Genomic DNA, 26,043 nt, shown 5'->3' with positions numbered 1-26,043 from the left:
TTCCGCCTCACCTGGCGGCGGAATACCCAGGTTGATCAATCAACTCAGCGACCATGCCCTCTGTCTGCTGGGTATGAGCAGGCGGATACCATCAATGTTGCGTTATTCGCGGCAGCCGGCGGCGGCGCGGGCCGCTAAGGCAGTTTCCTTTGGTGTCTTTGAACCCGACGAGGTCGACGTGCGAACAGGAACTCGCCGAGCGAGCAACTCCCTAAGATCAATGGAATTGCGAGAAGCCAGGTCCAAGTTGAAGGATCTACGAGTCAATTCCGTGGAGATGCAAGAGCCTGATCCTCTGGAAGGTACCTGATATTCATCAGAGGTGTATCGCGAAGGATTAGCACTCCAAGGAATCCGGCGGATACAGAAGCAATCGGGTTATTCCTGGACCGGTTTGGCGCACAGGAATCTTGTCCGTCAAAGCGTTGGCTCGAAAGGATTGTGCTTCCAGGCGATTGGGGACAATACGAGGCACTCACCACCTATTGGAAGCTTCAACCAGACGGGCGTCTACGGAGGAAGAAGGAATGGCCGTGCAGTATTTGCTGGGTCGAAGCCTCGAATCACGAGAACGGTATGAGGAAGCGTGCGAGATCTACCAGGCGCTGGAATCAGGGAGCAGGACTACCGGGACGTGCCGGATCGCCTTGCTCGATTGCATCCGTCTGACCGGGCTCTTGGATCTTGAACGCCGGCGGCCGAGCACCCGCGATTGGCGGCATTCTGGCGAGGGTGCGGACAATTTCTACGAGGTAGCCACGGTTGAAGGACTCGCTGACGGAGCCTACCAATAATACGGCCACGGGCTCCCAGTACGGAGACCAGTAGGGGTGTCCCCAATAGGGACCAGGGCAATGGGGCGGCGTATGCGAGGGGCTCCCGATCGTTCTCGGTCCACACACGCAGATTGGTGATGTGGATGAGAGGGTAGGTATACCGGTTTCGTCCAGCGGTAAGCACGATGGTACCGGCCAGCTCTCCCGTTACGGTGAGGAAGGTGCCCGTGGATGGTGGCGGATCGAGGAAAGATTTCCTGCAGGGCCACGAAGCGACCTTCAGACCGGCTGACGTCCATGGTCGGTTGGAGAGAAGACGTCAGCGGAAGTTGTAAGATTTCAATCCTGGGTCCCTTCCTTGAGCCGCCGTGCTCCCAAGACTTTCCGCCGAATGTAACCGACTGCCCCCGGTGGATTCTGGGGTCAACTTCACCTGCGCATAGCTGATCTGAGGTGTGCCTGACGGCAGACCGTCGCCCTGATGTCTGATGTGGCACAGCCGCCTGACAGATGACTAATCCGGATCAAAAGCAAATAGACCACACCGGTTTCCATGGATGCATTATGACAGAGGCGCAAGGAGGGCACTATCCGTTATGCAATGGGCGTGGGATGGGCATTGATCTGTGAAAGGAGTATGGAAGATGGGTGGTTGAACGACGGCGATGTGGAAGAAAACACTATTGGTTGTGGGAGCGATCGGGCTGTTGAGCGTGCCGTTTAACGTGGCAGTAGCCAAACCAGAGCTCAATGGGAAGTTCGAAATACTCAAAGACGAAGCTTCGACGCATCAGTCGGGCAAGGTGAAAATAATCGAGTTCGGGTTGACTTCTATTGTCCCATTGCCATCATTGAAGAGACGGGGTCACGCTTCTCCGAAAGGAATTCGGTGACAAGGTTGAGATCACGATGGTCGGGTTTCCCGTTATCCCGGGAAAGCCCCACGGCCTTCGATATGTATGAGCAGGCCAAGTTGATGGGCAAGGGAGAGCAGATGAAAACCGTGCTCTTTCGCACCATCCACAAGGAAAAGCTGGACGGGGTATTGGATCGTTCGATTCGGTCGCTCCTGATCAACGAGGTCGGCTTGATGTGAAGGCGTTTAAGCAGGGCTGGGGCGGCAAGCCGGCCAGGTTATTTGAAGAGGGGCGCCGATGGGGGAACGCATCAAGGTGTCGTCGACCCCGTCACTCTGCTGGACGGGATATCAAGTCGATGGGTGAACATGACGCCGGAGATGCGGCCGTCTTAAGCGGATGAAAGGTGTGAGAAGTGAAACGTAGAGTGTAGAGGGCTGGATGAAGATGGCCATCGATCCTATCACAGCTGCTCGTTGGTCCTGCCAAGGCGGCGGGTCGCACGAACAATAAGGGACGACCTACTAATTTCCGCGACGTCGCCTGGAACGATTTCGTGCCGACCGGAACGGGCGCTCGGCAAGAAGCGCTGACCTCATTACGATGCCTTCTCCCGCGGAGTGTTGCCGATGATGCAACCGGCTCGTCAGGCGAGAATTCGATCCGGTCTGTGGATGACGGTTCAGCCGGATTCGGCCGGGTCATTTGCGTATCGCGACAAGACCTACTATTTCTGCGCGCACCAGATGCCTCGACAGTTCCGGAGCCGACCCCGAGTATTATGTAACCCTCCTGAACAGCGCATTCCAAAGCCGACTTCTGCTCCAGTTGGGCACAAGTATCTGCCCGATGGACCCTGAGGTTTCAGAAACCAAGGCTGGGGCCTGTCCCATCTGTGGAATGGCGCTGGAGCCTGAGGGATGTGACGCCTCCTGCCGACCCGCACCGAATACACGTGCCCCATGCATCCGGAGGTTGTCCAGGCCGAACCGGGAAGCTGTCCGATGTGGGATGGCTTTGAGCCGCGGACGGTGACGGTGGAAGAGGCTAACCCGGAGCTTGTGGATATGACGCGCCGCTTCCGGTAGAGCGTGGCACTTGGGGCGCCAATTTTTGCCCTGATGATTTCCGAGATGTTGCCGGGTCAGCCGTTACAGCACCTGGTGTCAGGGCGAATCTTGTCTGGTTCCAGTTGTTGCTGGCCACACCGGTCGGTGCTGATCGGTCGACCGCTTGTTCGAAACGCGCCTGGTCGTCGATCATGAGTCGCCACCTCAACATGTTTACGCTCATCGGACTCGGGACCGGTGCCGCTACTCTACAGTGTTGCGGCTGGTGGCTCCTGGAGTCTTCCTGACTCCTTCCTGTACGCATGGAGGGGAGCTTTGCTGTCTATTTCGAACCTGCGGTGGCGATCATCACCCTCGTATTGCTGGGACAGGTGCTGGAGCTGCAAGCCAGAAGCCGGACCAGCAGTGCCCCTCAAGACACTCTTGGGGCTTGCCCCAAAACAGCTCGCGTGATCCGCACGGGATGGTCGCGAAGAGGACATTCCTTCGGGAACAGGTCCAGGTCGGCGATCGGTTGCGCGGCCGGCCAGGCGAAAAGATTCCGGTGGACGGTGCGGTGATCGAAGGCCGAGCTACCGTCGATGAATCGATGGTGACCGGCGAGCCGATTCCAGTGGAGAAGCAGCGGGACACGGTGGTGGGGCTACCGTCAATGGCAGGGGCAGTTTCGTGATGCAGGCGGAGCGAATCGGTCGGGAGACATTGTTGGCGCAAATCGTCCGGATGGTCAGTGAAGCCCAACGGACCCGCGCGCCGATTCAACGGCTTGCCGACGTCGTGGCGGGCTACTTCGTGCCGATCGTAATCGTGGCCTCGATCATCACCTTTGCCGTCTGGGCACTCATTGGCCCGGAGCCGCGCATGGCCTATGCCTTATTGAATGCGGTCGCGGTGTTAATCATCGCATGCCCCTGTGCCTTGGGTCTGGCGACACCGATGTCGATCATGGTTGGAACCGGGCGCGGAGCGACGGCAGGCGTGCTGATCCGGAACGCCGAGGCATTGGAGACGCTAGCCAAGGTGGACGCGCTCGTGGTGGACAAGACCGGCACGCTCACGGAAGGTAAAACCACGTCTGATGGCAGTCGACTCTTTCGCCGGTAACGGAGCATGATTTGCTTCGGTTGGTCGCGGGTCTGGAGCAGAACAGCGAACATCCCTTGCCTGCCGATGGCGTCCGGTGCTCAGGTTGAGGCATCGTCCCGGCGCGGGCACAGGAGTTTCCCTCTCTCAGGGAAAGGGAGTGACAGGCACAGTCGAAGACCGAACGGTGGCTGTGGGGACCGCGATGTTTGCGCAAATTGAACGTCGAGACGACGGTGTTGTCGGCTCAGGCCGAGCCTCTCCGTCATGATGGTCACACTGTCATGTTTGCCGCGATCGACGGCAAGCCGGCCGGGTTGCTGTGGCCGATCCCATTGTCCACCACGCCGGAGGCCATCGACCTCTTGCACAAGGAAGGTCTGCGGATCGTGATGTTGACCGGCGACAATCGAATAACCGCGGAGGCGGTGGGGCGACGGCTTCATCTGATGATGTTCGCGCCGACGTGTTGCCCGGAGCAAAAGGTGGCGGTGGTCAAACAGTTCCAATCTGAAGGCATGTCGTGGCGATGGCGGGAGCCGGAATCAACGATGCGCCGGCCTTGGCGCAGGCCCGCAGGTCGCGATGGGAACCGGGGCTGATATCGCGATGGAGAGTGCCGGGGTACGCTGGTCAAGGGATCGCGCGATCGCACGCGCACGTCGGTTGGAGTCAGGGACGATGCAGAACATCCGGCAGAATCTCCTTCTTCGCCTTTGTCTACAATCCCTCTGGGTCCCTGGTCGCTGCTGGTATTCTCTATCCCTTCGTCGGGGTGTTTTTGAGCCCCATGATCGCGAGCGCCGCCATGACGTTCAGTTCTGTCTCGGTTATCGCCAACGCGCGGCGCTAAGGCATGGACTTGTAACTCCCTCAATTGCTGGCAGGTGAAAATTGTGCTAGCTTTAATCCACCATGCATTCAATGACTGATGTAACATCCTGGTCTCGCGTGGCGGTTCTGAGTTGGGCGTGCCTGTGGATGCTTGCGGCTCCCTTGTTCCATGTTCATCCTGAGGTGGAGCATCAGCATGGAGCAGGAGGACATCTCCATGGTGGAATCACCCACATGGTGTGGTCCCTGATTTAGACGGGGAATAATGACCACCCACCATGCGACCGGTAGCTCTCAATACACGATTCCAAGCCATAGTGATTTCTTAGTTCATCCTGCAGCCGCTGCGGAAGACGAACTGGAGTTCATATACCTCATCGATTCAACCGGGTGAAGCTTTCAAGCCGATCGGCCCGCTTCTGCTGTAGCTGAATCCTCGCGAGCATCATGCCTGCTCCGACTTTCCATTGTGCCGTCCGCTGAGAGTCCCCCCTCGCTACGCATTTTTCACTCATCATATTCACTCGCGAGCGCCACCTTTCCCCGTCCGTCTAGCGTTCACTCTTCTCTAGGTCATGACGTTTTGTAAGCATCTCTGCGCAGCAGACATGTATTCTGCCGGCGCTCGGATCTGCTTTGGAGTACTGGTATGCGACGATACACCACATCGAGATCCTTGATGGTTGCCGCGATTGTCGTTCTAGGCCGGTTGTGGCGATCGCAACGCTGACCCACCGGAAGACGATGCTTGAGGTCGGCGGCACATCGGGTTCCATTGCCAGCCATTCATTGCAGCCCGCTGTCACCGTTCGATCTCGACTGAACACGCAAACCTGTCATCACCCATCCGATACCGGAAGTTGTCACGGCCCCAGGTCAGGTCGCGTTGATCTTAAGCAGGTGGCGAAGATCACCACGAATCGCGGTGCAGGTTGAACGTATTCACGTTCAACTCGGCGATCGAGTATTGCCGCGCAGACCGCTCGCCGCGATCGGCAGTCTGCAGCTCGATCAACTCGACTGAGGAATACCTTGCCGAAAGCGCAAGTTGATCTGGCGCAGAAAACAACCTTCGACGGACTCAAAAATTGCGGGCCGCCGAAGTGTCCCGGAGCGAAAGCTTATCGAGGACCGGGGCGCTACTCAGGCGGAGGCTCGGTATCAGCATACCCACGAGAAGCTTCTGAATATGGGGCTCTCCGTCTCGGAATTGACTCAGCTGGAGCGAGGCTCACATCAGGAGGGACATCGGTATGCGGTGACGTCTCCGATTGCCGACCGTTGTAGCTCAACGTGTCGTGCTTGGTCAGGGGCTGGCGCCGGGAGACGAGCTGTTCGAGAGTCGTGGATACGAGCCGATGTCCAGGGTTTCGCCAATCTGTCTATCGAACAGGCCAGAAACTTCAAAACTGGAGAGTATCGCGCCGATTACGCCCAGCAGGGCCGAGCCGACCACCGCTCCGCTCACCTCCCGCGCCGATCGCGGACGAAGTTACCAGGACGATTCAAGTGCGCTTTGAGGTCGCCAATCCTCGGGGGCAACGAGACCTCAGGAATATGTTGAAGTGACCTCTCCGCGTCCTGGATTCAGCCACGCTGGCTGTTCCTTTGTCGGCTGTCACAGCCGTTGACCAGACCAGAGGAGTTTGGTTGAGCGGATTCCAGCCACATCTTCATGCCGATCACGGTTGGACGCGAGATCCGCGAGGGCGTGCGGGAAGGTGACCGGGTTGTCGTCGAAGGCGTGTTCGATCTGAAGTCTGAACTGCTCAGGGCGCATATTGGGAGCGGGGAATGAGGCTTTGATGGATCGCTTGTTGACCTCACATTGCGATATCGGTTCTTTGGTGGTTGCACTGCTGGTCGTCATTGCCGTGGGACTGTGGTCGTTCACTCATCTCACGATCGATGCGGTGCCCGATTTGACACCGGTGCAGGTCCAAATCCTGACCCGTTCCCCATCGCTTGGTCCTGTCGAAGTAGAGCAGTTTGTCACATTTCCGATCGAGGCCTCGCTGAGCGGCTTGCCTTCCATGCGTGAACTTCGCTCCGTGTCACGCTACGGACTCTCGGCGGTCACAGCGATTTTCGAAGACGGCACTGACATCTATCGAGCCCGCCAGCTGGTGGCTGAACGGTTGGCTCGTGCCATGGAGCGGATTCCAGTGGGAGCTGTGTCGTCCGGTCATGGGTCCGCTGACGACCGGATTGGGCGAAATTTACCAATTCACACTGCAAGGTCCAGGGTATAGCGCAATGGCCCTGCGCACGTTACTCGAATGGGAAGTCGGGATGCGACTGCGGGCCGTGCCCGGTGTGGTGGAGGTCAATATTTGGGGAGGAGAGCCACAGCAGTTCCATGTCGTGGTCGATCCGGCCAAGCTTCTCTCGTACAAATTGTCGCTTCGACAGGTCTTTGAGACGCTTGAAAGAAATAACGCCATTGCAGGTGGTGGCTACATTGAGCGCCAGCGTGAACAATTGCTCATTCGCGGTGAAGCGCTGGTTACGCACATAGCCGATCTTGCAAAGATCGTCGTGTCTCATGGTGCCGGAGGAGTACCGATTTACATTGCCGATCTTGCGGAGATCAAAGAAGCCTCCGCTTTGCGCATCGGGGCCGCCACCGCGATGGGAGAAGGCGAAACGGTGATCGGGATGGTCCAGATGCTCGCGGGAGAGAATGCGCAACGTGTCGTGACTCAGGTAAAAGCGAGAGTGCAGGAGATCCAAAAGACGTTGCCTCCCGGCGTGGTGATCGCTGCCCTATTAAGTCGAACTCTCTTCGCATCCCAAGTGATCCAGACTGTTCGGAACAATCTTCTTGAAGGAGGCCTGCTCGTCATTGCGGTGTTGTTCCTGTTTCTCGGCGACCTTCGGGCGGGCTTGATCGTCGCGTCAACGGGCGATCCTCTGTCGATGCTGATTGCTTTCACCGGCATGATGCACGCGGGGTGTCGGCAATCGCAAGAGTTTGGGAGCTATCGACTCCGGGTTGTTGGTCGATGGTTCCGTCGTGATGATCGACAATATTTTGCGACGACGCCAAACGCAAATCGGCAACGTCCAGAGGAGCGCCTGGCCCAAGTACTGGCTGCCGGACGAGGTCATGCGCCCTGGCGCTTGCGGTGGGGATCATCATTCTCTCGTCTATGTACCCCATTCTGGCGCTCACCGGCATTGAGGGAAAGATGTTCCGCCCTGATGGCCGCATGACCGTCATTATGGCCTCGCAGGTTCCCTCTTGCTTGCCGTGACCGTTGCCCTCTTCTTTCCTTCTGGTTTGTTCGAACGAGGTCAGATCGCGGGAGAACCATTCGTTGATTCGGAAAACACGCGAACTCTGTACGCCTGTCTTCGCTGGCGCTGGCACGGCCGATCTGGCCGGTCAGTTCTGCGGTTCGGGAATGTTCTCATCTTCTTCACCATCGGATCGCAACTGGGTATCGAGTTCGTCCCCCGACTTGAGGAAGGCGATCTAGCGGTGCAAGTGTGGCGGTTGCCGAGCGTGTCATTAAGCGAGTCGATTGCGACCTCGCTGGAGATCGAACGAGTCTTGCGGCGCTTTCCTGAAGTGACACAAGTCGTGACGCGAACCTGGCAGTCCGAAGCGGCGACCGATGTCATGAGTAGAACTATCGGATGTATTTGTCATGATGAAGCCGCGGCATGACTGGGTTACGGCACGTACCCGGGAGGACTTGATTGAGCAGATGAAAGCCGCCGTTCATCAACAGGTGCCGGGGAGTCGGTCTCGGCTTCACGCAACCGATCGAGATGCGATTCAATGGGTTGATCGCAGGTGTTCGATCGGGATCTGGCAGTGAAGATCTTCGGCCCCGACTTGGGAGCTCTCGAACAGCAGGCCGATGCCGTTGCCCGCACCTGGAGGTGCAGGGTGCAGCGGATGTGAAAGTCGAGCAGGTGTCCGGCCTGCCCATCGCTCCTAAGGGTGGTCGTCGACCGCGAGCAGATTGCACGTTACGGACTGATGGCGGATGAGGTGCTGAGTCTTGTGCAATCGATCCGTGGAGGTGTGGTGGTGGGAACTGTCGTGCAGGGCCTCTTCATTCGAGCTTGTTGTACGCCTGGCCGAGCATGTGGGGCAAGATCCCAGCACATTGGGAAATCTCTTGATCCCGACGAGACAGGGCGAGCTTGTTCTGGCTGTCGCGCGTGGCGAAGATTCTAGTTGATTCCGGACCGGCTCAGGTCAGTCGAGAGCACGTCCAGCGCCGCATCGTGGTGGAATGTAATATTCGGGGACGCGACCTGGGTGCCTTCATTGTAGATGCTCAACAGGCTGTTGCGCAGGCGATAGTTCTCCCTGCCGGATATGAATTGACCTGGGGTGGGCAATTCGAGCATCTTCGAGGGGCGTCACAACGCATGGCCGTCATTGTGCCCATCACGCTGTTACTGATTCTGGGCGTCCTATCTGTTGTCTTTGGGGCGATGCGCCCGGCGCTCTTGATCTTTCTGAATGTCCCGCTCGCTCTGTCGGGGGCTCATTGCCCCTCTGGCTCCGTGGCCTGCCGCTGAGCATGTCTGCCGTTGTTGGATTCATTGCCTTGTTCGGTATTGCGGTACTCAACGGTGTCGTTCTGGTCAGTCATATTCGACGACTCGAGACCGAAGGGCTCTCACCGGATGAGGCCGTTACGCAGCGGAGCCTTGGATCGATTGGAGACCCGTGCTTATGACGGCGCTCGTTGCCGGTCTTGGCTTTTCTCCTATGGCACTCGCGACGAGTATGGGAGCGGAAGTGCAGCGACCGCTGGCGACAGTCGTCATCGGTGGATTGATCTCATCGACGGCATTGACCTTGATTGTGATGCCTGTGGTGTATCGGTGGATTGAACAGCGGGCAGAGCAATGAATCAGTGACTTGTAACCGGATATGCCTCCGGCCAACATTCGCAGTGCAGCGTGAAGGAGGAATCGATGTCCCTAGTCAGCTCGTTTGGGCTTTATGTTCTGGCTGGGGCGTGCGAAATCGGCGGCGGGTACCTGATCTGGCTGACGCTCAGGGAAGGCCGACCGTGGCTGTACGGAGCAATAGGTGCAGCCATTCTTATTCTTTATGGAGTCATCCCAACTCTACAGCCTGCTCACTTTGGTCGTGTCTATGCGGCGTACGGTGGAATGTTTATTGTGTTGTCCCTCCTGTGGGCTGGGGAATCGACGGAGTTCGGCCGGATCGCTATGACGTAATGGGAGCCATGCTCTGTTTGGGCGGCATGATGGTCATCATGTATGCGCCCAGGACATGAGGAAGAAATTGAAACAGATGCACAGGTCTGAATCAATGGCCAAATGGAAACGGAGTCGATGTAAACGAGCGGCTGTACCAACCTGGCTCAGCGCACAATCTGCAGTTTCAGATCATCGAAATAGGTGACGGCATCGGATTTCGTCCAGAGTCCGACCCGGCCGGTTGAGAAGGTCTGATCGCACAGGTCGAACGCCTGCTGCGCATCGAAGAACACTTGCACGTGGCATCCCTGAGTAACTACGCGGAGGGTATGCCACTGCCGGACATCAATGATCCGATCAAAGTTCTTGAGCATCCGCCGGACACCCTTCACGACCCGATAGATCCGAATATTCTGCTCCAGCGGATTGGCCCTCGCGAGGTAGTAGTTGCGATCGTCTGTGGCGCGCCAGATCAGCCCCCCGCCCATATCGGCTTTGCCGTCGATCGGCAAGAATGAGACAGAAAGCTCGATGTCTGACGAGGTGGTTTCATCGATGAGCACCGTCTTATACGCATGCTCCGCGCCCTTTGCCATGAGTTGCCCGAGCACACGGGAAGGACTCTTCGCCCGATCGGTCGCGAGCACCTTCCATTCTCCGGCAGGTCTCCCATCAAACAAGGTGCCTATCTTGAACGTAGAAGGAAGAGTATTCGTCGATTCATGGTCAAACGTCCATACGTGGAGCGTGCTCTCAGAGGCATACCCGACCACTGGTGCAGCTATCGCCAGAAGAACCAGTAGAAGGATGCGTTGGAAAGAGCTTCCCATTGCTTATCGCCAGGTCACTTCTTCCCAACAGAGATGGACAAACGTTTCAAAGGGAGGAAAGTTGTTGGTGTTTTGTTCTTTTGATCGCACCCAGAGATCGATTTCCATCCCGGCTGGATCGGTTTCGCCGCCTGGCAAGGTACGTGCGACCGGGTAGCGGACCTCACGGGTTCTAGGGTCGCGCGACCGTTCCATCACCATGAAGTGCGCGTCATAGTCTTTGTAGAGTACCTGGTCATCCTTATACATCGTCGCAGTACCCCAGCCACCCAGGTACAACCACGTTTTGGGATACAGCGGATCGCCGTTGTTCGAATCGCCATGCTCATAGATTCTGGTCGCAATGCCGCCATCCTGGAACGGAGCTTTTGCGGCAAACCGATCAAAGACGATTCGATACCGGCTAGCTCCTTCGACAAATTCGGCTATTACCCGCCCCATGTTGGCACGTTCGTTCACCTCAATCTCAATCGATCCCTTCACCGTGTTCAGGTGCTTGCCCGCATAGTCCAGATGATCCCAGGGCGCTGCATCGCTCATACTTCCGATGAGGAACGCGCGATCCCCTTTGAGCCGAAAATCACCACTGTAAAACGGATGCTCAGGCGCTTTAAAAATCCTGGTGCCTTCATCTCCCTTAGGCGTCCCAAACGTACTTTCCTCGGCATGCGCAAGGGAGACAAGAAGTCCTGAAGCCGTTGTCAGTAGGATCACAGCTATGAATTTTGGAAAACGTGTCATCAGGTCACCTTTGGCTAGGGATCACCTTCACCCGGGAATGAATGAAGAAGAAACCGGTTTCTGTCATCGTAACATACGCGTATCCTTCCCGACCAACTCGCCCAGGCGGGACGCTGTCGTGCCCGCTGAAGGTCGCGTCGGCTCACTGGAAAGCGGTGGCCTACACGACCGTGCATACATCATATCGAATTATGAATGCGCGTGATTGGGTTCGCGTGGTAGGCTCGGACGTATTACCATCATGACAAATCCTAGGAGAAACCCTCCCGTGAAGCTTGGTAGGCTCAGAATCATCGTGTGGGGAATCGTAGCCTCTCTCACCGCTCCGATTTCAGGAGTGGCCGCTACCCAGCAGGTTCTTAAGGCAAGCAGCCAGGATTTGCAGCGCCAAGTGAAGAGCACTGCCAGTAGAGTGATTCCAGCGGTCGTGAGTATCGCGTCGACCGTGGTGGTACGCGATCAAGCCTTTGGAGACGAGGCGTTGCCGTTCGGCCTGTTCAAAGAGCCTCCTACCCGTCGGCAATATGGGCAGGGGTCCGGCGTGATCGTCGCACCGGACGGCTACATCATCACCAATAACCATGTGGTTGCCGATGCGGTCGATGTGGAAGTGGTCTTGGCGGACCGACGTCAATACAAGGGAAGAGTGATCGCCACGGATCCCAAGACCGACGTCGCCGTCGTGAAGATTCAGGCGACGAAGCTTCCCACCGTCGCCTGGGGTGATTCGAGCCAACTGGATGTCGGGGACTTTGTTCTTGCCATCGGGAACCCGCTGGGACTGAGCCGCACGGTCACGTTCGGTATCGTCAGTGCTGTCGGTCGCGCGGATGTCGGCGTAGCGGATTTCGAAGACTTTATCCAGACGGACGCGCCGATCAATCCCGGGAATTCAGGCGGGGCGCTCGTCAACATTCATGGTGAGCTGGTGGGCATCAATACGGCGATCGCGAGTCCCACCGGCGGGAGTGTAGGGGTCGGATTTGCGATCCCCAGCAATATGGCCAGAGCTGCGATGCAGAGCCTGATGAAGACGGGCCGGGTCGTCCGAGGATTTCTCGGTGCCTACACGCAAGATGTCAGCCCTCCCCTGGGGAAGATTTTTCGCTTGCCGGACGTGAAAGGCGCGATCGTGACGGATGTGCAATCGAAGGGATCGGCCGAACGAGCCGGTCTCAAACGAGGCGATGTCGTGGTACGGTTCGACGGGGGCGATGTGATGGATAGCGGCCATCTGCGGAATCTGGTGGCGCAATCGTCGATCGGCAGCAAACATCGGCTGGATCTCATCAGAGAGGGAAAGGTGTATCAGGCTGAACTGGTCATTCAGGAAGCCCCGCGTGAACGGACGAAGAAGGTTCAGGCTGCCTCCACTGCGTCTACCGTCCATCCGCTCGCTGGGGTGGTCTTTGACGACGTGACCCAACCGTTGGCGCGCCAGATGGACTTACCGGTGAATAGCGGTGTGGTTGTGACGGATATCGAAGAAGGCAGCCTGGCTGAAGCGTCCGGCTTGCAGCCGGGTGATGTCGTGCTGGAACTCAACCGGCAATACGTCCAAAATTTTTCAACTCTTCAGCGCCTCGCCGAACCACTCAAACCCACGGACCTCGCCCTCCTCCTTGTGAATCGCCAGAGCAACGTCATGTATATCCCGATTCAAGGGGAGTAGAGAAGGAGCGGCCATCTGTCAGGATGGCAGAGTCGACGAGATCCCGTCACCAACTCATCGTGTCGTTCTTGATTATTTTTCGACTTGAGCGATACGCGATGTGGCAGGAGTCGGCTGAGGCTCTTCTCTCGGCAGAGGGGTCCATCCTTGTTGTCGCAACTGCTCCCGTGCGTTCTCGCTATCATACCGATGTACCGCGACCGAGGCGCGATCGCCCTTCTTGGGTACATATCCCATTCGCATCAGGGCCGTCCGGTTCCCATTGTGAATCGCCAGGAAGATGCACAGTTCGTTGAATGGGCTCGCGACGCGCTTCGGTTCAACCGGCTTGTCGTCTGCTGCCGTACTCGGCTTGGGCGGTTCCGTAAAGATCACCTCAAGCATCTCCACCGCACGTTGTCGGAACCGGACGTTCCATCGTTCGATATCGTGAGGGCCCTCGAAGAGGATGTCGGCATCGGCCTGGCGGACGTGTGTCGGAGAGGACTGGCCATCTAGGCTATCCACAGCCATATACGCGTGTGGAACTTTGAACAGCGTACGCGCCAGCGTGACGAACCGACTGTTCAGGTGGTCGTTTTCCGTCAGTCCGACCACCGTCTCGACACTATCGAATCGGGCGCGCATCATGGTGCGTTCCTCCAGGGCATCTCCGAAAATGACAGGGAACCCTGCGTCTTCCGCCAGCCGACAGTGCCGCGGCTCGGAGTCGATGAACACGACGGGCGTCCCGCCCTTCTTGAGTTCGGCTGCCACGGCCAAGCTCAACTCGCGGACGCCGAGGATCGCTACGGTTTCTCGCTTAGGAAGTCGAAGTTGAAGGAGGTGTGCCATGGGTCGGGCAAAGATGCTCGCATGCAACACGGTCACCCCTATCGTCATGAAAACCATCGCCCGAAGGGCCTCGCCGCCCTCGAGCTGTTCTTGCCGCATCGCCTCGGCGGTCAATGATGCGATCGCAGCAGCGACAATGCCACGAGGAGCCACCCAGGCAAGAAACATCCGCTCTTGTATGGGGAGTCCGGTTCCGATCGTCGACAAGAATACGCTCGCGGGACGCACCATGAAGATCAAGACGGCCACAGTCCACCAGGCTGCCGCCCCTAGCTCTACGATATCTTTCCACCGAATGTCGGCGACGAGCAGGATGAACAACAATCCGACGAGCATGACCGTCATCTGGTCCTTGAAATCCCGCAAGTCCCGATCGACCTGCGTCCCGAGGTTCCCGACCAGAATGCCGGCGACGGTGACCGCGAGGATGCCGCTTTGAGGGATCACCTGATCGGAGAGCTGAAACAGTCCGTACGTCAAGGCGAGAGTAAAGATATTGGTGTAACCATGAGGGACAAGGCCCGGCCAGCGGAGGAGCCCACCGATGAGGAAACCACCGACAGTGCCGGCGACGATGCCGAATCCCAGCCGCATGGCCAACAGATGCAGTTCGCTCGTCAGCGTCTCGGCCGCCGGCGAGAGCACAAAGTTCAAGACGAGAATCGCCAGGACTGCGCCGATCGGATCGATTAATACACCTTCTGCTTCGATGATGGTTCGCATGTGAGGGCGTAGGCGCATGTTCCGGACAAGCGGAGCGACGACAGTCGGCCCGGTGACCACGACCAGACTCCCGAACAGCAGCGAATGCCCAAACGACCAGTCAAGAATCATATGGGCGGCGAAGGTGGCGCCGGCTAATGTCAGCACGGCGCCCCAGGTCACGAGCTGCCGAATAGGCGCTTCTTGTCGACGAAGACGCGACCACTGCAGATTTAGTCCTCCCTCAAACAGAATGACAGCGATCGCAAAATCGACCAGGTCAAAGAGTCCATGTCCCATGGATCCAGGGTGAACCCAATTGAGCCACTCAGGGCCCAATGCTGCGCCGAGGGGGAGGAGGAGCACGGTGCTCGGAATATTCAGATGGCGGGCGAGCGACTGCGCCAGCACACCTGCCATGAGAGCGATCGAGAGGGTTAAGCCTGCGTGCACGCCGGCGATGCCTGATTCAAGATGATTGGGTGAAAGACCGAAGCCATCGTTGTCTGTGAACCGACCAGTGTGTTACGAGGTATTAGACGGATACCCGTGGACGCCACCATGTCTGTGCCAAAAAAGGGGGCGGTGACGTCTCGGGTGCTTCTCAAGATACAGAACCTACGTCCTTGGTACAAACCTTTTCGTCATCGGAACAGCGTGGACCGCTAGCGTGGAAGGGATGAACTCCAGTGTGAATGCCATCGAGTAGTCTCATGTCCAGCTTAACCGGCAGTACGTACCAAATTGTTCAACCCTTCTGTGCCTCGCCGATCCACTGAAACCTACCGACCTCGCTTTCCTGCTTGTCAATCGCCAGGGAATGTCATGTACATTCTGATTCAGGGGGAATAGCGAGACAGCTGCCTGATAGGAGGACAGAGGCCGTGGGATTTGAAGCCCCGCCAAGGTCAGAGACTATGGGTCACGATCTAGTCCAATCGTTTTCTACTCAATCACTTACAGAGGAGACAAAGGCAGACGGAGAACCGATGAAACCACGTCGGACACGATAGTTCTGCCACAGTGTTCTTTGTAGTCTAAGAGCAAGAGAGCCACATTACAGATGCTAAATAGCAGATACCTGATCTCATACTCGTCCGGCCCCAGGCGGCCGTGGCCTCCTTCGTCACCTCGCTGTGCTGCGAGCTTGGTAATGGTCACTAGGCTCGTCCTATGCAGTTTAGAAAAATGGTCTCTAAGCTCTGGCTCTTTGGTTAATTCAAGTTTTGGATTCCCACTAAGATCGCGAGCTAGCTGTTCCAATGCTTTGAAGGCATTTGCAAATACGGTGTTGGTATCTACGCCCTTGAGTAGATCGTGGTATGCCTTGATCAAATCTGCTGCCCGATCTGGATACTTCTCTTCGAGACGAGGCAATAGCCTGTCCAGTACTTCTTTTTGGAGGAGCGGTTCTTCTAGCGGCACAAGTGTTGGGGGGCTTCCTTGAATGTTCAGCCAGATATTCGATTCAGCCGCGAAACGCTTAATGTCCCTAATCAGAGATGGGAGAGCGTTATCCTTCTGATGACACGGGAGGAGAACGAGAAACGATTGCAGGACTTCAAGGCGGTCGTGAATGGGACGAAGGGGATCTTTGTCTCTATGCTCTTCAATCTCTCTGTGGATTTCATCTGGAGAGAAGAATAATTGAACTTGGTGATCGGGAGTATAGGTACGATTGTCCGCAATAAAACGCCCCAAGGATTCGGCAGATAACTGTTCCAGGAAATGATGAAGGTTTTGGAGATTGGCTTCTTGATGTTTGATGAGGCTCGAAAGGCGATAGCTCAGCAAGGAAAAAAACCTTGTCCAATTCCCCTTCTCAAGAACGATTTGGTAGCGGAGCGACCAGGGGATGTGATCTCCCCAGCGATCATCGTGAGCCGGTGCACGATCATTGGACATGCTGTCCTCCTGTGTGGTGGAAGAGAAGGTACAGGACACCAACAAGATCTGGCAAGCCTCAACGGCGAATTGCAGATCAGCAGCCTGCTTCTAACTGACAGGAAATATAAGGCTGTTAAGAGGCTTGACGCCGGTGTGAAGATTTGCAAATGCGAGGAGGCTAGGAAGCTAGCTGGATGAACGAAAGGCGCGTTCGAGCTACCTTAGAGGCGCGAACGCGCCGTCTGCTTACTTCTTTGCGGGCATGGCGGCTCGTAACACGGGATAGTACTGGGAGAACACAAAGTTAATCGCATGCCGTTGGTGACAGCCGTTGCATTCGTCCGTTTTGTTCTTTGCAGACTGTTCCTTCAGCGGATAGGAGTGCCCGAAGCTATAATACCCCCAGTTGCCGGGCTCGGTCGGATAGCGCCTGGCGTCTTTCACGGACACTTCTAGACCGATGAAGTCTCCTTGAAAATAGCCATTCCCGCTGGCGGCCTCCTTCTCTCCCACGCTCACCAATTCCTTCACAATGACCGTCCCATCGCGGTACTCTCCTGTCTTCTCAAAGTGGACGAAGCTGTCCGGGTCCATATACACGTTGTGGAATTCAGGAAAGTTGGCTTTCCCATCGTTCAGATCGTTCGGAGTCAGGGGGGTTCCAACATAGACCCATTTGCGGAAGGAAACCGGCGGCTTTTTCATCTTGCCCTCAGGGGTGTATTCCACCCACTTGTTTGTCGAGGCGTAGCCTCCTGTCACCATCGTCGGAGGGGAGCCGGCAGTTGCATAGGGCGTGGGGCTGTCTGTGAGTCCTATCACGGCTCCAAGGACTATCCCGACGAATGGAAGCAATCGTTTCGTATAAATCGCGTGTCTGAGATGCATGGATGACCTCCTGTGGAAAAAGTGAGCTGCGATACAAAGGACGCGTATAGAATCGGAGGTTGGAGCGTAGGGGAGTTTTAAGGAGCGATCAGTCATCCATATGACAATCGAGTGAGAAGGATAATGTTAGTAAATAGGCCAATCCTATAACCGGCCTGCGTATGGCTAAGCGCCGTAGGCGTCATGCATGGTTTCAGGCGGGGAGGCATGCAGCCCACTGGTTCGGAGTCGTTGCGAGGTGGGAGGGACTGGTGCGTAGGGTCATGAGTCTTCAGTATGGCCTATTTCCGATCTGCAGGATCAACGGAGGAGGATGACCGTGAGAGATTCCGACGATCTGCAATCCAGGTTCTTGGCCTCTTTAAGGAAGCTGCAGCCGCTGTCCGTTCGAAGTCTACCCCATCGGAGGTTGGTGTATGCTTCCTTTCGGCCTGGCAAGACGTATGTTGTTCAAGACGGGTACGTACGACTTCTCGCTCTGGGTGAAGCTGGAGAGCAATTCACGAGGATGCTATTAGGAAAAGGAGCCATTTTCGGTGATTTGCCGTTCACCCCAGCGATGAGCATAAAGGAAGAATCCGCCCTCACCAGTGGGCCGACGTCCATTCTGGAGTTTCCACGACGGACTCTGGAAGCTGCGGTTCATCACGATGACGTTCTCTGTGAAACGCTGTTGGAAATCTATAGCAAGCAACTTGGTATTCTTGACCGACGCCTTCAGTGGCAGTTTGCCGCCCCACTCCGTCGGCGAGTGGCGATGATTCTCCTGGACTTGGTTGAGTTCGGGCGATCACCCTGTCCGCATCACGAGGGGTTTCTCATGGATATCCGCATGACTCACGAGGAGTTGGCTGAGCTTGTGGGTGCAGCACGTCAGGTTGTGACGGCCATTTTGAACGAGCTCCGTGCCGAAGGCTTTCTCTGGTACACGCGTACCTATCTTTGTGTCCGTAGCCCAGCCGCCCTCGCTGAAATCGTCCACTCCAGAGAGAAGTCTTCGTAATCTCTCCACGTTTGAGACCGAAACCACTGGTACACAGGCGAGCGACCTTATTCCACGGCGATCCGTCCGGTACGACCGGCATGGACTGAGAGAACCCCGATGTATGCCAACAATCGAGATGGTCATCTAGATGACAGACAAGGCTCATGCGGATGACGTATGACGTGCCTGATTAGACCTGTGAGCGTCCATATGGGAGGAAGAGACACTTTCCTCAGGGCGGAAGACTTCAATGTATTAGGAGGGAGATTATGACAAAGGTATGGCTGTGTGTTGTAGTGGTCGCGCTTGTGACCCTGCAGGTCATGAAGGTCTCGTACGGTGAAGAGGAGAAACCGTTCCTCCCAATTGTCGTGGATGGGGCCACAGGCGAGATTCGCGTACCTGAAGGTTATCGGCTCTGGCCTACATTGGGGACTTGGGCGCATGCCAAGACAGACAAGGCGTTGGAAACGGATGGGCCAGGTTTGCACGAGTATCATGTTGTGCACACGCAACCGGAGACGATTGCCCATTACCAGAAGACGGGGCAATTTCCTGATGGGGCTGTCCTGGTGAAGGAGTTGCTCAATGCCAAGAGCATGGCAATGACCACCGGTCCGGCAGTGGGACATGCAACGACCACCAAGGGCTGGTTCGTGCTTGTGCGCGACACCAAGGGGCGCTACAAAGACTCCAAGCTCTGGGGAAAAGGCTGGGGGTGGTCGCTCTTTAACGCCGATGATCCTGTGCACACTGTGTCGAAAAATTTCCAAGTCGAATGCGTGCCGTGTCATTTGCCGGCACGATCAGCGGCTCCTACCAATGCTGTCGAAGAGGATAAGTGGGTCTATACTTTCGGCTATCCGGTGCTGCAGAAAAAGTAAGGTGCATTCATTCGTTGCTGAGCGAGAAGCAAGCTGGAACGACAGGACGACTTGAGCGCTGTCCATTGAAAATATGGGGCATCATTCTGTACCGCTCCTGATTTCTTGGACACGGTTGTAGCCATACTCAACCCGACGGCTTGATCGGCGTTGTTTTCACTCATCTTGTCGCAGTCATCTTCGTGAACTGTGAGATCGCTCACCATACTCAATGTAAGTTGTGGAATGCACGTACCGGTAAAATCGTTATCGTACGTGATAGTCCGAATCTTGAGGTGCCCCCATGTTCGGTTCGGCTGGGTGGCATGGGAGGTGATACGGCATCGACACCGTATCACCTGCGCATAAGTCGTTGACGATCCACGCCGACCGGTCGATGGGGGCCACACGTGACCATGGGTGACCCCCGGGTTTGTGATGCTCTCCGGATAAAGCACCACCTGTCCTAGTTTTCTTGCTCCATAAGACCCTTCGCTCTTCTCGCCTTGTCTTCTCCATTGTATTTTGACCTCGCGTACAATAAATAAGCATTATTAAATCTGCGTACCGGCGGCTTATCAGGTGAAGCCTCTCTTCATTGGTGTGTCCACACCCCAATGAAAGTGGTGTGGTATCTTCGCTTGCTTCACCGTTTGAGGTGGGTAGGTACACGGACGATTATGGGCGAGTCGCATTATCCACAGAGTGAATAGGTGGCTCGCCCATGATCGCTGGAGATGTGGGTGCTCATTTGCCGTTTAATTTGGGATTGTTCGTGGTCTTGGTACAGTCAAAGGCCTGGACGGCCTCTTCGAAGCAGTTGGGCAGTGCCGCGAGGATCGCATCCTGCGCCGTTGTCATCTGGGATTGCGTCTTGCTGAAACTACCGGAAAACGGGGAGTCAAAAACAAGAGTTTTCCCGGATCCATGTGCAGGATCCTTGCACTGGTGCCAGTATGTATGTTGTTCCAACTGTAGTGACTTCTTGAAAAAACCGCAGCATTGCTCCAAGCAACATTTCCCTTCGACTTTCATCCAGATGCTCAGCTGCTGGTCCATCCTCATGTTGTGTGAGGCGAGTAGCGCCTTCCAGGCGCCACTGGTATTGTTGCGCGTTTGGTCAAAAACCGCTGCGACGGATTCAGTGGCCTTCTCTACGGCTGTTCCAGCAGCAACGGCCGAACTCGAAGATGCGGCGTTAGAAAAGGCCGAGGCGGTCTCTGACCAGGCAAGTGCCTGAATGCCAGCGAGAATGCCGCCGGGGGCTGCTTGGTCATGAGGAGGACCCAAGGAAATCGCCGTGATGTGCCTTGTGTTCTCAGCTTGGTTCACCGTCGAGCACTCGTCTTTACACGACCAGCGATACAGCCCCAGAGGATCGGTGCCATGGTTTACAAAGTCAGCAGCGTAGATATTCATACCAGTTGTGAGTCCGACTGGATCTCGCGAGATGAATCTGCCCGTGGAAGCCTCGAAATAACGATTTCGGAAATAGTAGAGCCCCGTTGCCTGGTCGAAGCGGCGAGCGGTGAAGAGGTAGATGTTGCTGTGACCGGACAAACCTGTTTCTAAGCCAGGTGCGCTGTTGTCTGAGAGGTCGAGCAGAGTGTCTTCCAGGCTGTCGCCGTTGTCGTCAACCGCAGGCAGGACCGTCGTCTCGCCGTAAACGCTGTAGCGGTAGTACTCCAACACTCGATCCGCCCGATCGGCGTCGAGCAGGGCCATGATGTTACCGAGGCGGTTGTTCAGGAAATAGTATTCCTGGTCGCCGTTTGTGTTCGGTAGGTTCTTTGGAACGTTGCCGCCCAGTTGGCGATCGCCGTTGCCGTCGATGGCTGTCAGCAGCGGCTCGTCGATCTCCCGGCCTGTGACGTAGATACGCTCCAGTGTCGAGGGAGCGGCGGCGAGCGTCGTCCCGTCGTCGAACAGACGTTCTTCGACCACCTCCCACCCGTCATAGATGTAGCGTCGAGAGCCAGGCTGGATGGCATCACCGTCCAACTCCATCGTGGCGATGCGACGGCGTAGTGCGTCGTAGCGGTAGTCTTGTTTTGGTGTCACGCCCGTGTCGATGTCGAAGAGCAAGTTGTAGGCATCCCAGCGGGCAGTCGCCAGGCTGTCCGTCCGCCGCTGCCGGTTCAGTACCGTCCGCACCAGAAGCTGGGTTAGATTACCCGCGCGGTCATGGATCTGCCTGACTGTCCGGCCGTTGCGCTTGATCTGGGTGTACTCGTTAGCCCGGTTGGCTCTGTAGCTATCGAGAGTATTGGACGTGGTCTCGAACGGATCGCCGAAGCTAGCCTGCGTTCGATTGAACACATCGTCATAGAAGAAGCGCGTGCGCGGGTTGGCCGGCGGCGTGGCTGTGGGAGCACGGTAATCCACGCTGACCACTTCGTAGCGGTCGTTATATTGGAAATGGTCGTACAGGCCGTTGTCGTGGGCGAAGCGTTCGAACAGGACGTTGTCCATTCGATCATAGTCGTATTCAAATCCGACCAGCAGATTATTTTGGCTCGTCCACCGGTGCGACTGAGTGCGGCGCTTCGCGTCATACATGCGGGTGAGCAGGGCACCGTTGCCGAGTGTCTTGGTCTGCATCCGCCACGGACCCAGATAGGCATAGGTGGCAATGTCGTGCATCGGCCTGTCGAAATACTGTGCTCTGCGGCGGGCTTCGCGGTTGAGTGCGTCGAAGGTGGTCGATACGGTGAGGTCCGTCTGGGTGCCGTCCAACACCTGACACATCGTATCGTTCGACTCCTTGTCATAGACGTGCGCCACCCGAATAGGGTTCTCCCATCCGTTCGCAAAGCCGGAACTATCAAGGCGGATCGACTGCGCCTCGGCCGTGAGCCGTGAGAAGGGATCATAGCTGTGTGCGACACGGGCGTAGTCGTTGTCGGCGGTGATGACGCGGTTGAGCGCATCGTACGCATAGACCTGGCCTATCACACCGGGTACACTCGTCGGCCGAGTAATGGCTTGCTTGGTCAGCCGGTTGCCAGGGTCGAAACTGTTGTCGAAGACCACCTCCCGTTGTTCGATGACACGGACGAGGTTGGAGTTCGGATCGTACCGGAGCTCGACTCGGTCGAAGAGGCGGTCCGGGCCATTGCCGCTACCGTCGATGGGATCGTCCGAATCCGGGTAGACCGTCCGCACCTGCCGGTCGAGGTCGTCATAGGCATGACGGGTGATTTGGACACTGGCCGGGTCTGTCACAGTGGAGAGGGCGCGTTCCTCGGACATGCGGCTGTTGCGGTCGTAGGCCCACTCGTAGTGCAGTAGCTCCTGAGCGGTACTCGTGAGCGGATCGCCGGCGAAGCGCTGCTGCAAGATCGTGCGATCGGCGTCGTCGAATGTGGTGAGCGTCACGTTGCCCTCGGCGTCTTGCATAACGCGCTGGTTGTTCCGCGAATCATAGGCAAAGAACCAGGCATGGTCGATGCTGTTACCATTGAGACCGCGAATATGTTGTTCAATCCGACGATTGAGCTCGTCGAAGGCGAAGGTGGTGACATAGGTTTCCGGCACACCGCTTGCGCCGGGACCTGGCACCTCAGTCTCTGTCACCTGGACAATGTTGGAGTTGGCATCATAGACATGAGTTCGTACGTTGCCTAGCGCGTCGGTCACCGTCAGTATCCGGTCGGCAGCGTCGTAGTTGTAAACGGTGGTATTGCCGTTGGCGTCGGCGCTCTGGGCCGTTCGCGAACCGGGATCGAAGCTGGTACGATAACTGGAGTTTTGCCCATCGTCCGGATTGACAGCGGTGCGCTCGTCACTCCCAAGATCGATATCGAGCACGTGCTGGTAACTACGGCCGATTTCGTCGAACCGATCGTAGCTGCGTTCGAGCACTTGGGTGACCTGGCCCATGTCTTTCGATACTGCGCCACGCTCGGTCGTCAGTACGTTCGAGGCGTCATCATAGGCTCGCACCCAGCCGTTGCCGTTTGGATCGGATTCGGCCGTCTGCCGGTTGTAGAAGTCATAGAACCTGTCTGTGAAATTACCACGCCCATCGCGGAGGCGGGTGGCGTTGCGACGCGCATCATAGGTGGTGAGTGTCATGCCGACGAAGACCGTGGAGCCGAGATCGACAGCGCGCTTATCGTCTGGATAGCCTTCGAGAATGCGCGATCCCGTTGCTACCCCGTAGAACGTCTTGAGCAGCAGGCGCCGTTCGTCGTAGAGACGAAATTCCCGATTGCCCTCTGGTTTGCGGGTGACAACCTGGTCATCGTTGTCGTCGTAGGCGTAGCGGGTGATCAGGTCGTTGGCGTCGTTCGCGTCTACCTCGACCCGCTGGGAGAGCAGGTTGTTGACGTCGTCGTAGCTCATCGACCGGTCGATCCAGGCATTCGCCGGTAGGCTGCCGTCCACATCGCTATTGCTGCGGCAGTCCAAGACCTGGTTGCCGGCGCCGTCGTACACACAGCGCGTTTCATAGCGAACCTGCGTGCCGTTGCGCAGGGTCACTGACGGCTCGATCCACCGAGTTCGTTCCTCTAGGTCGTTGTATTCCGTGTCATAGACAAACCCATTGGGATCGATTTCCTGCGTCGTCATGCCCAGCGGGTTAACTCGATAGGTGGTCGTCAGATTGGTTGCGGCATCCTTGGAGCCCTCGGCACCTCGGGTGGTGGATTGCAGATAGCCGCCGAATGTGCCCTTGGTATTTATCTCGCCGCCGGTGCTGGGTCCGTCGTAGTAGGTGTTGGTGGTGATATTCCCGTTGGCATCGATGTGTTGAAGCGCTTGGCCAAATTGGTTGTAGAGCCAGCTCTCCGCGATGACTTGGGGCCTGTCGACGCCGCGAGTCACGGTCGGGGCATCGTGGCGAGCGCGGTTCCCGCGAGCATCGTACTGATAGATGTGGCTGAAATTCAGCCCGGCGTAGATCGGATTATTATCGAAGTCGCGGGCCTCTGTCCAACGGGTCTTGCGAGAGTATTGGCTCTGGTTGCCGAAGGCTTGCTCTTGATACGCGGACTGGGTGCGGATCGATTCATTACCGTCGGTATAGAGATCGACGAGAATCTGACGCAGGTCGTTGTAGGTATAGAGAGTACGCGGCCAGTTGACCGGGATGCCGTTGCCGTCAAAGGTCAGGTTTTTGGCGTCTTCGCTGCTGAACGGCTGCGTCACCACGATGGGCGCAAGACAATTGCAGTCGTGCAGCCAACGCTGCTCCCAGTATTGAGGCTCAGCCTCGCGCAGTGGAACATTGCCCTTGCCGCGCTCGGTCCATGTGATCTGCCGGCGTAGTCCGAACCGTCCCCTCCTGTTGAATGCACTCCCAGCCGTTCCGTGAATTTCATAGTCGTTGACGTTGCCTTCACGATCGGTGACGCGAGTGACGAGGTTGGTCGCTTCAAGCTTCTCCAACGCAAAATCCACGTCGTATTGATATTGGACAGGCGTTCTGTTGATGAAGGTCGTCTGGACTCGCCCCAAAGAATCGTATAGACGCGATTCGGGCGTGGCGCCGCGCTGGTCCGTGATTGAGGTGATATGGCTGGGGAATCGCTGGTCGGCGTAGCCCAGCAACGTTGTGCGCGGCTGCTTGACGAGCACACTGGGTAGGTCGCGATCCGTGATCTCCTGGCAAGCCGCGATATCAACGTACTCGGTGGCGGGAGTGAGGATGCGGGTGAGACGATGATGCCCGTCGTAGCCGAATTGCCAGCCACGCCCGATGTGGTCGGTGAAGGTGCGGAGTCGATAGCTGTCGTCGTAGGTGAAGCGTTGCGTCTGATTCAGGTCGGTGGCAATGCTCTGCAAGAGACCGGAGTTGTCGTATTCAAGGTAGGCTCTGTTCCCGTTTGGATCGCAAATCGAGAGCGGATAACCGGGCTTATTCAACGCCCCTTGAAAGAATTCGACTTCGAGCCCCGAGAAGTGTGTCATCGTCCAGCGGCAGCGAGCCCTGTCGAGTCGCAGACTCGAGAAGAAACTTCGTGGCAATCGCCACTCACAGCCGTCGTCTGAGTAGATGGGATAACAGCGTAGGTCGGTGGTGACGATCTGCCCCGTCAGGGGGGCATCCTGCACGATCATCATGTTGAAGCTGTGCGAAAATCCCTGTCCCCAAGGCCCATCGTAGTCCACCAGCGAGCTGTGGTGGAGGGTAAAGTTAAAGCCAAGCTGACGGGTGGCGAAAGACGTCATCGACCAGGATTGCCGTAGCTTGCCCGTTGCCAGTTCGACTCCGTGCATCGTGGGTGTCGTGCTGTTCGTGTAGGCATCCAACGAGTCGCCCGGTAGCGTGTCATCTGTTGCGCACGTCGTACAGGAGGAGGTGCAGATGCCTGTTTCGGGCGGTTTATTCTCGCCTGGCACCGGTTCGATCGGCACGCGGTTGACCGGGACTTCACAGGCCGGGCTGCAAGGCTTCTCCTGGATGGCGTGCACGGTGACAACCGGGCTTTTCTTCTTGCCGTGGGCCGCGCGCGTGAACATGGAGAACCGACCATCAGCGGATAGATGTTGCACGTGGAGAGCAAACGAGTAGCGGCCTTCTGAATCGGTGCGTACCTCCTGCTCGAATTCGCCATCACCATCGAAGTCGAAGCACGCAGTGGCATCGGGACCAAACCCGAGCGGGTCTTTTTCGACCAGCACCAATTGATCACCGCTATAACGAAGCGTTCGAGATTGCGATTGGCATGGTGGGGTCTGTTTCATCGTCTTCCTCCTCTCAAGCATGGCCCTGCTCCCATTGAGTGGGCACTCTTAACTGGTATACGAGTGAATGGCGAAAACGGATTGGCGCTATCAGGATAAATTGCATATTCCGCTGAATCCGGAGCGGAGAAC

13 protein-coding genes and 3 pseudogenes are annotated in these 26,043 nt (G+C 56.9%); 9 read left to right on the top strand and 7 right to left on the bottom strand.

Going from position 1 to position 26,043, the window contains the following annotated elements; all coding sequences use genetic code 11:
* Window positions 1-527: 527 nt before the first annotated feature.
* The gene (locus tag IPM58_12285; protein ID MBK9307834.1) at window positions 528-794 is read left to right on the top strand and encodes a hypothetical protein; all 267 of its coding nucleotides are present in this window, start codon (window positions 528-530) and stop codon (window positions 792-794) included.
* Here IPM58_12285 and IPM58_12280 read toward each other — a convergent pair.
* On the bottom strand, window positions 785-1,273 hold the full coding sequence (locus IPM58_12280) for a Slp family lipoprotein (GenBank protein ID MBK9307833.1): 489 nt from the start codon (window positions 1,271-1,273) through the stop codon (window positions 785-787). The two genes, IPM58_12285 and IPM58_12280, sit on opposite strands and share 10 nt — an antisense overlap.
* Window positions 1,274-1,441: 168 nt before the next feature.
* On the opposite strand from IPM58_12280, the gene IPM58_12275 reads away from it, so the two are divergent.
* From IPM58_12275 to IPM58_12255, 5 genes and pseudogenes are all read left to right on the top strand, one after another.
* The gene (locus tag IPM58_12275) at window positions 1,442-1,669 is read left to right on the top strand and encodes a hypothetical protein (GenBank protein MBK9307832.1); all 228 of its coding nucleotides are present in this window, start codon (window positions 1,442-1,444) and stop codon (window positions 1,667-1,669) included.
* Window positions 1,666-1,872 carry a hypothetical protein gene (locus IPM58_12270; protein ID MBK9307831.1) on the top strand — a complete coding sequence of 69 codons (207 nt, stop codon included), beginning with the start codon at window positions 1,666-1,668 and terminating at the stop codon, window positions 1,870-1,872. Before IPM58_12275 ends, IPM58_12270 begins: the two co-directional genes overlap by 4 nt.
* Before the next feature lie 435 nt (window positions 1,873-2,307).
* Window positions 2,308-4,639 (top strand): annotated as a pseudogene (locus tag IPM58_12265) (copper-translocating P-type ATPase).
* A gap of 1,786 nt (window positions 4,640-6,425) precedes the next feature.
* A pseudogene (locus IPM58_12260) lies at window positions 6,426-9,499 on the top strand (efflux RND transporter permease subunit).
* Between the two features lie 65 nt (window positions 9,500-9,564).
* Window positions 9,565-9,893, top strand: a pseudogene (locus IPM58_12255) (YnfA family protein).
* A gap of 87 nt (window positions 9,894-9,980) precedes the next feature.
* Here IPM58_12255 and IPM58_12250 read toward each other — a convergent pair.
* Both IPM58_12250 and IPM58_12245 read right to left on the bottom strand, forming a co-directional pair.
* A complete protein-coding gene (locus IPM58_12250) occupies window positions 9,981-10,646 on the bottom strand; it encodes a hypothetical protein (GenBank protein MBK9307830.1) in 666 nt (221 codons plus the stop codon).
* 3 nt (window positions 10,647-10,649) lie between these two features.
* Window positions 10,650-11,387, bottom strand: a complete 738-nt coding sequence (locus tag IPM58_12245; protein MBK9307829.1) for a hypothetical protein — start codon at window positions 11,385-11,387, stop codon at window positions 10,650-10,652.
* Window positions 11,388-11,655: 268 nt separating this feature from the next.
* Here IPM58_12245 and IPM58_12240 point away from each other — a divergent pair, with 268 nt between their 5' ends.
* The gene (locus IPM58_12240; protein MBK9307828.1) at window positions 11,656-13,059 is read left to right on the top strand and encodes a Do family serine endopeptidase; all 1,404 of its coding nucleotides are present in this window, start codon (window positions 11,656-11,658) and stop codon (window positions 13,057-13,059) included.
* 72 nt (window positions 13,060-13,131) lie between these two features.
* Here the strand turns inward: IPM58_12240 and IPM58_12235 are convergent, their stop codons facing one another.
* The 3 genes from IPM58_12235 to IPM58_12225 all read right to left on the bottom strand — a co-directional run bounded on the left by IPM58_12235 (window position 13,132) and on the right by IPM58_12225 (window position 17,247).
* Window positions 13,132-15,015: a cation:proton antiporter gene (locus IPM58_12235; protein MBK9307827.1), complete on the bottom strand. Its 1,884-nt coding sequence runs from the start codon at window positions 15,013-15,015 to the stop codon at window positions 13,132-13,134.
* A gap of 537 nt (window positions 15,016-15,552) precedes the next feature.
* The gene (locus IPM58_12230; GenBank protein ID MBK9307826.1) at window positions 15,553-16,389 is read right to left on the bottom strand and encodes a hypothetical protein; all 837 of its coding nucleotides are present in this window, start codon (window positions 16,387-16,389) and stop codon (window positions 15,553-15,555) included.
* Window positions 16,390-16,728: 339 nt separating this feature from the next.
* Complete coding sequence (locus IPM58_12225) at window positions 16,729-17,247, bottom strand: cytochrome P460 family protein (GenBank protein ID MBK9307825.1); 519 nt, start codon at window positions 17,245-17,247, stop codon at window positions 16,729-16,731.
* Window positions 17,248-17,689: 442 nt separating this feature from the next.
* Here IPM58_12225 and IPM58_12220 point away from each other — a divergent pair, with 442 nt between their 5' ends.
* Window positions 17,690-18,373, top strand: coding sequence for a Crp/Fnr family transcriptional regulator (locus IPM58_12220; GenBank protein ID MBK9307824.1), 684 nt, complete (start codon window positions 17,690-17,692; stop codon window positions 18,371-18,373).
* A gap of 251 nt (window positions 18,374-18,624) precedes the next feature.
* On the top strand, window positions 18,625-19,239 hold the full coding sequence (locus tag IPM58_12215; GenBank protein ID MBK9307823.1) for a cytochrome P460 family protein: 615 nt from the start codon (window positions 18,625-18,627) through the stop codon (window positions 19,237-19,239).
* A 726-nt stretch (window positions 19,240-19,965) separates the two neighbouring features.
* Here the strand turns inward: IPM58_12215 and IPM58_12210 are convergent.
* Window positions 19,966-25,911: an RHS repeat-associated core domain-containing protein gene (locus tag IPM58_12210; GenBank protein ID MBK9307822.1), complete on the bottom strand. Its 5,946-nt coding sequence runs from the start codon at window positions 25,909-25,911 to the stop codon at window positions 19,966-19,968.
* Window positions 25,912-26,043 lie beyond the last annotated feature (132 nt).

The sequence above is a fragment of the Nitrospira sp. genome (genome assembly GCA_016715825.1).
In the GTDB taxonomy this organism is placed as follows: Bacteria; Nitrospirota; Nitrospiria; order Nitrospirales; family Nitrospiraceae; genus Nitrospira_D.
The sequence above is the reverse complement of the archived record's forward strand: the minus strand, read 5'-3'. Positions and strand labels throughout refer to the sequence as shown.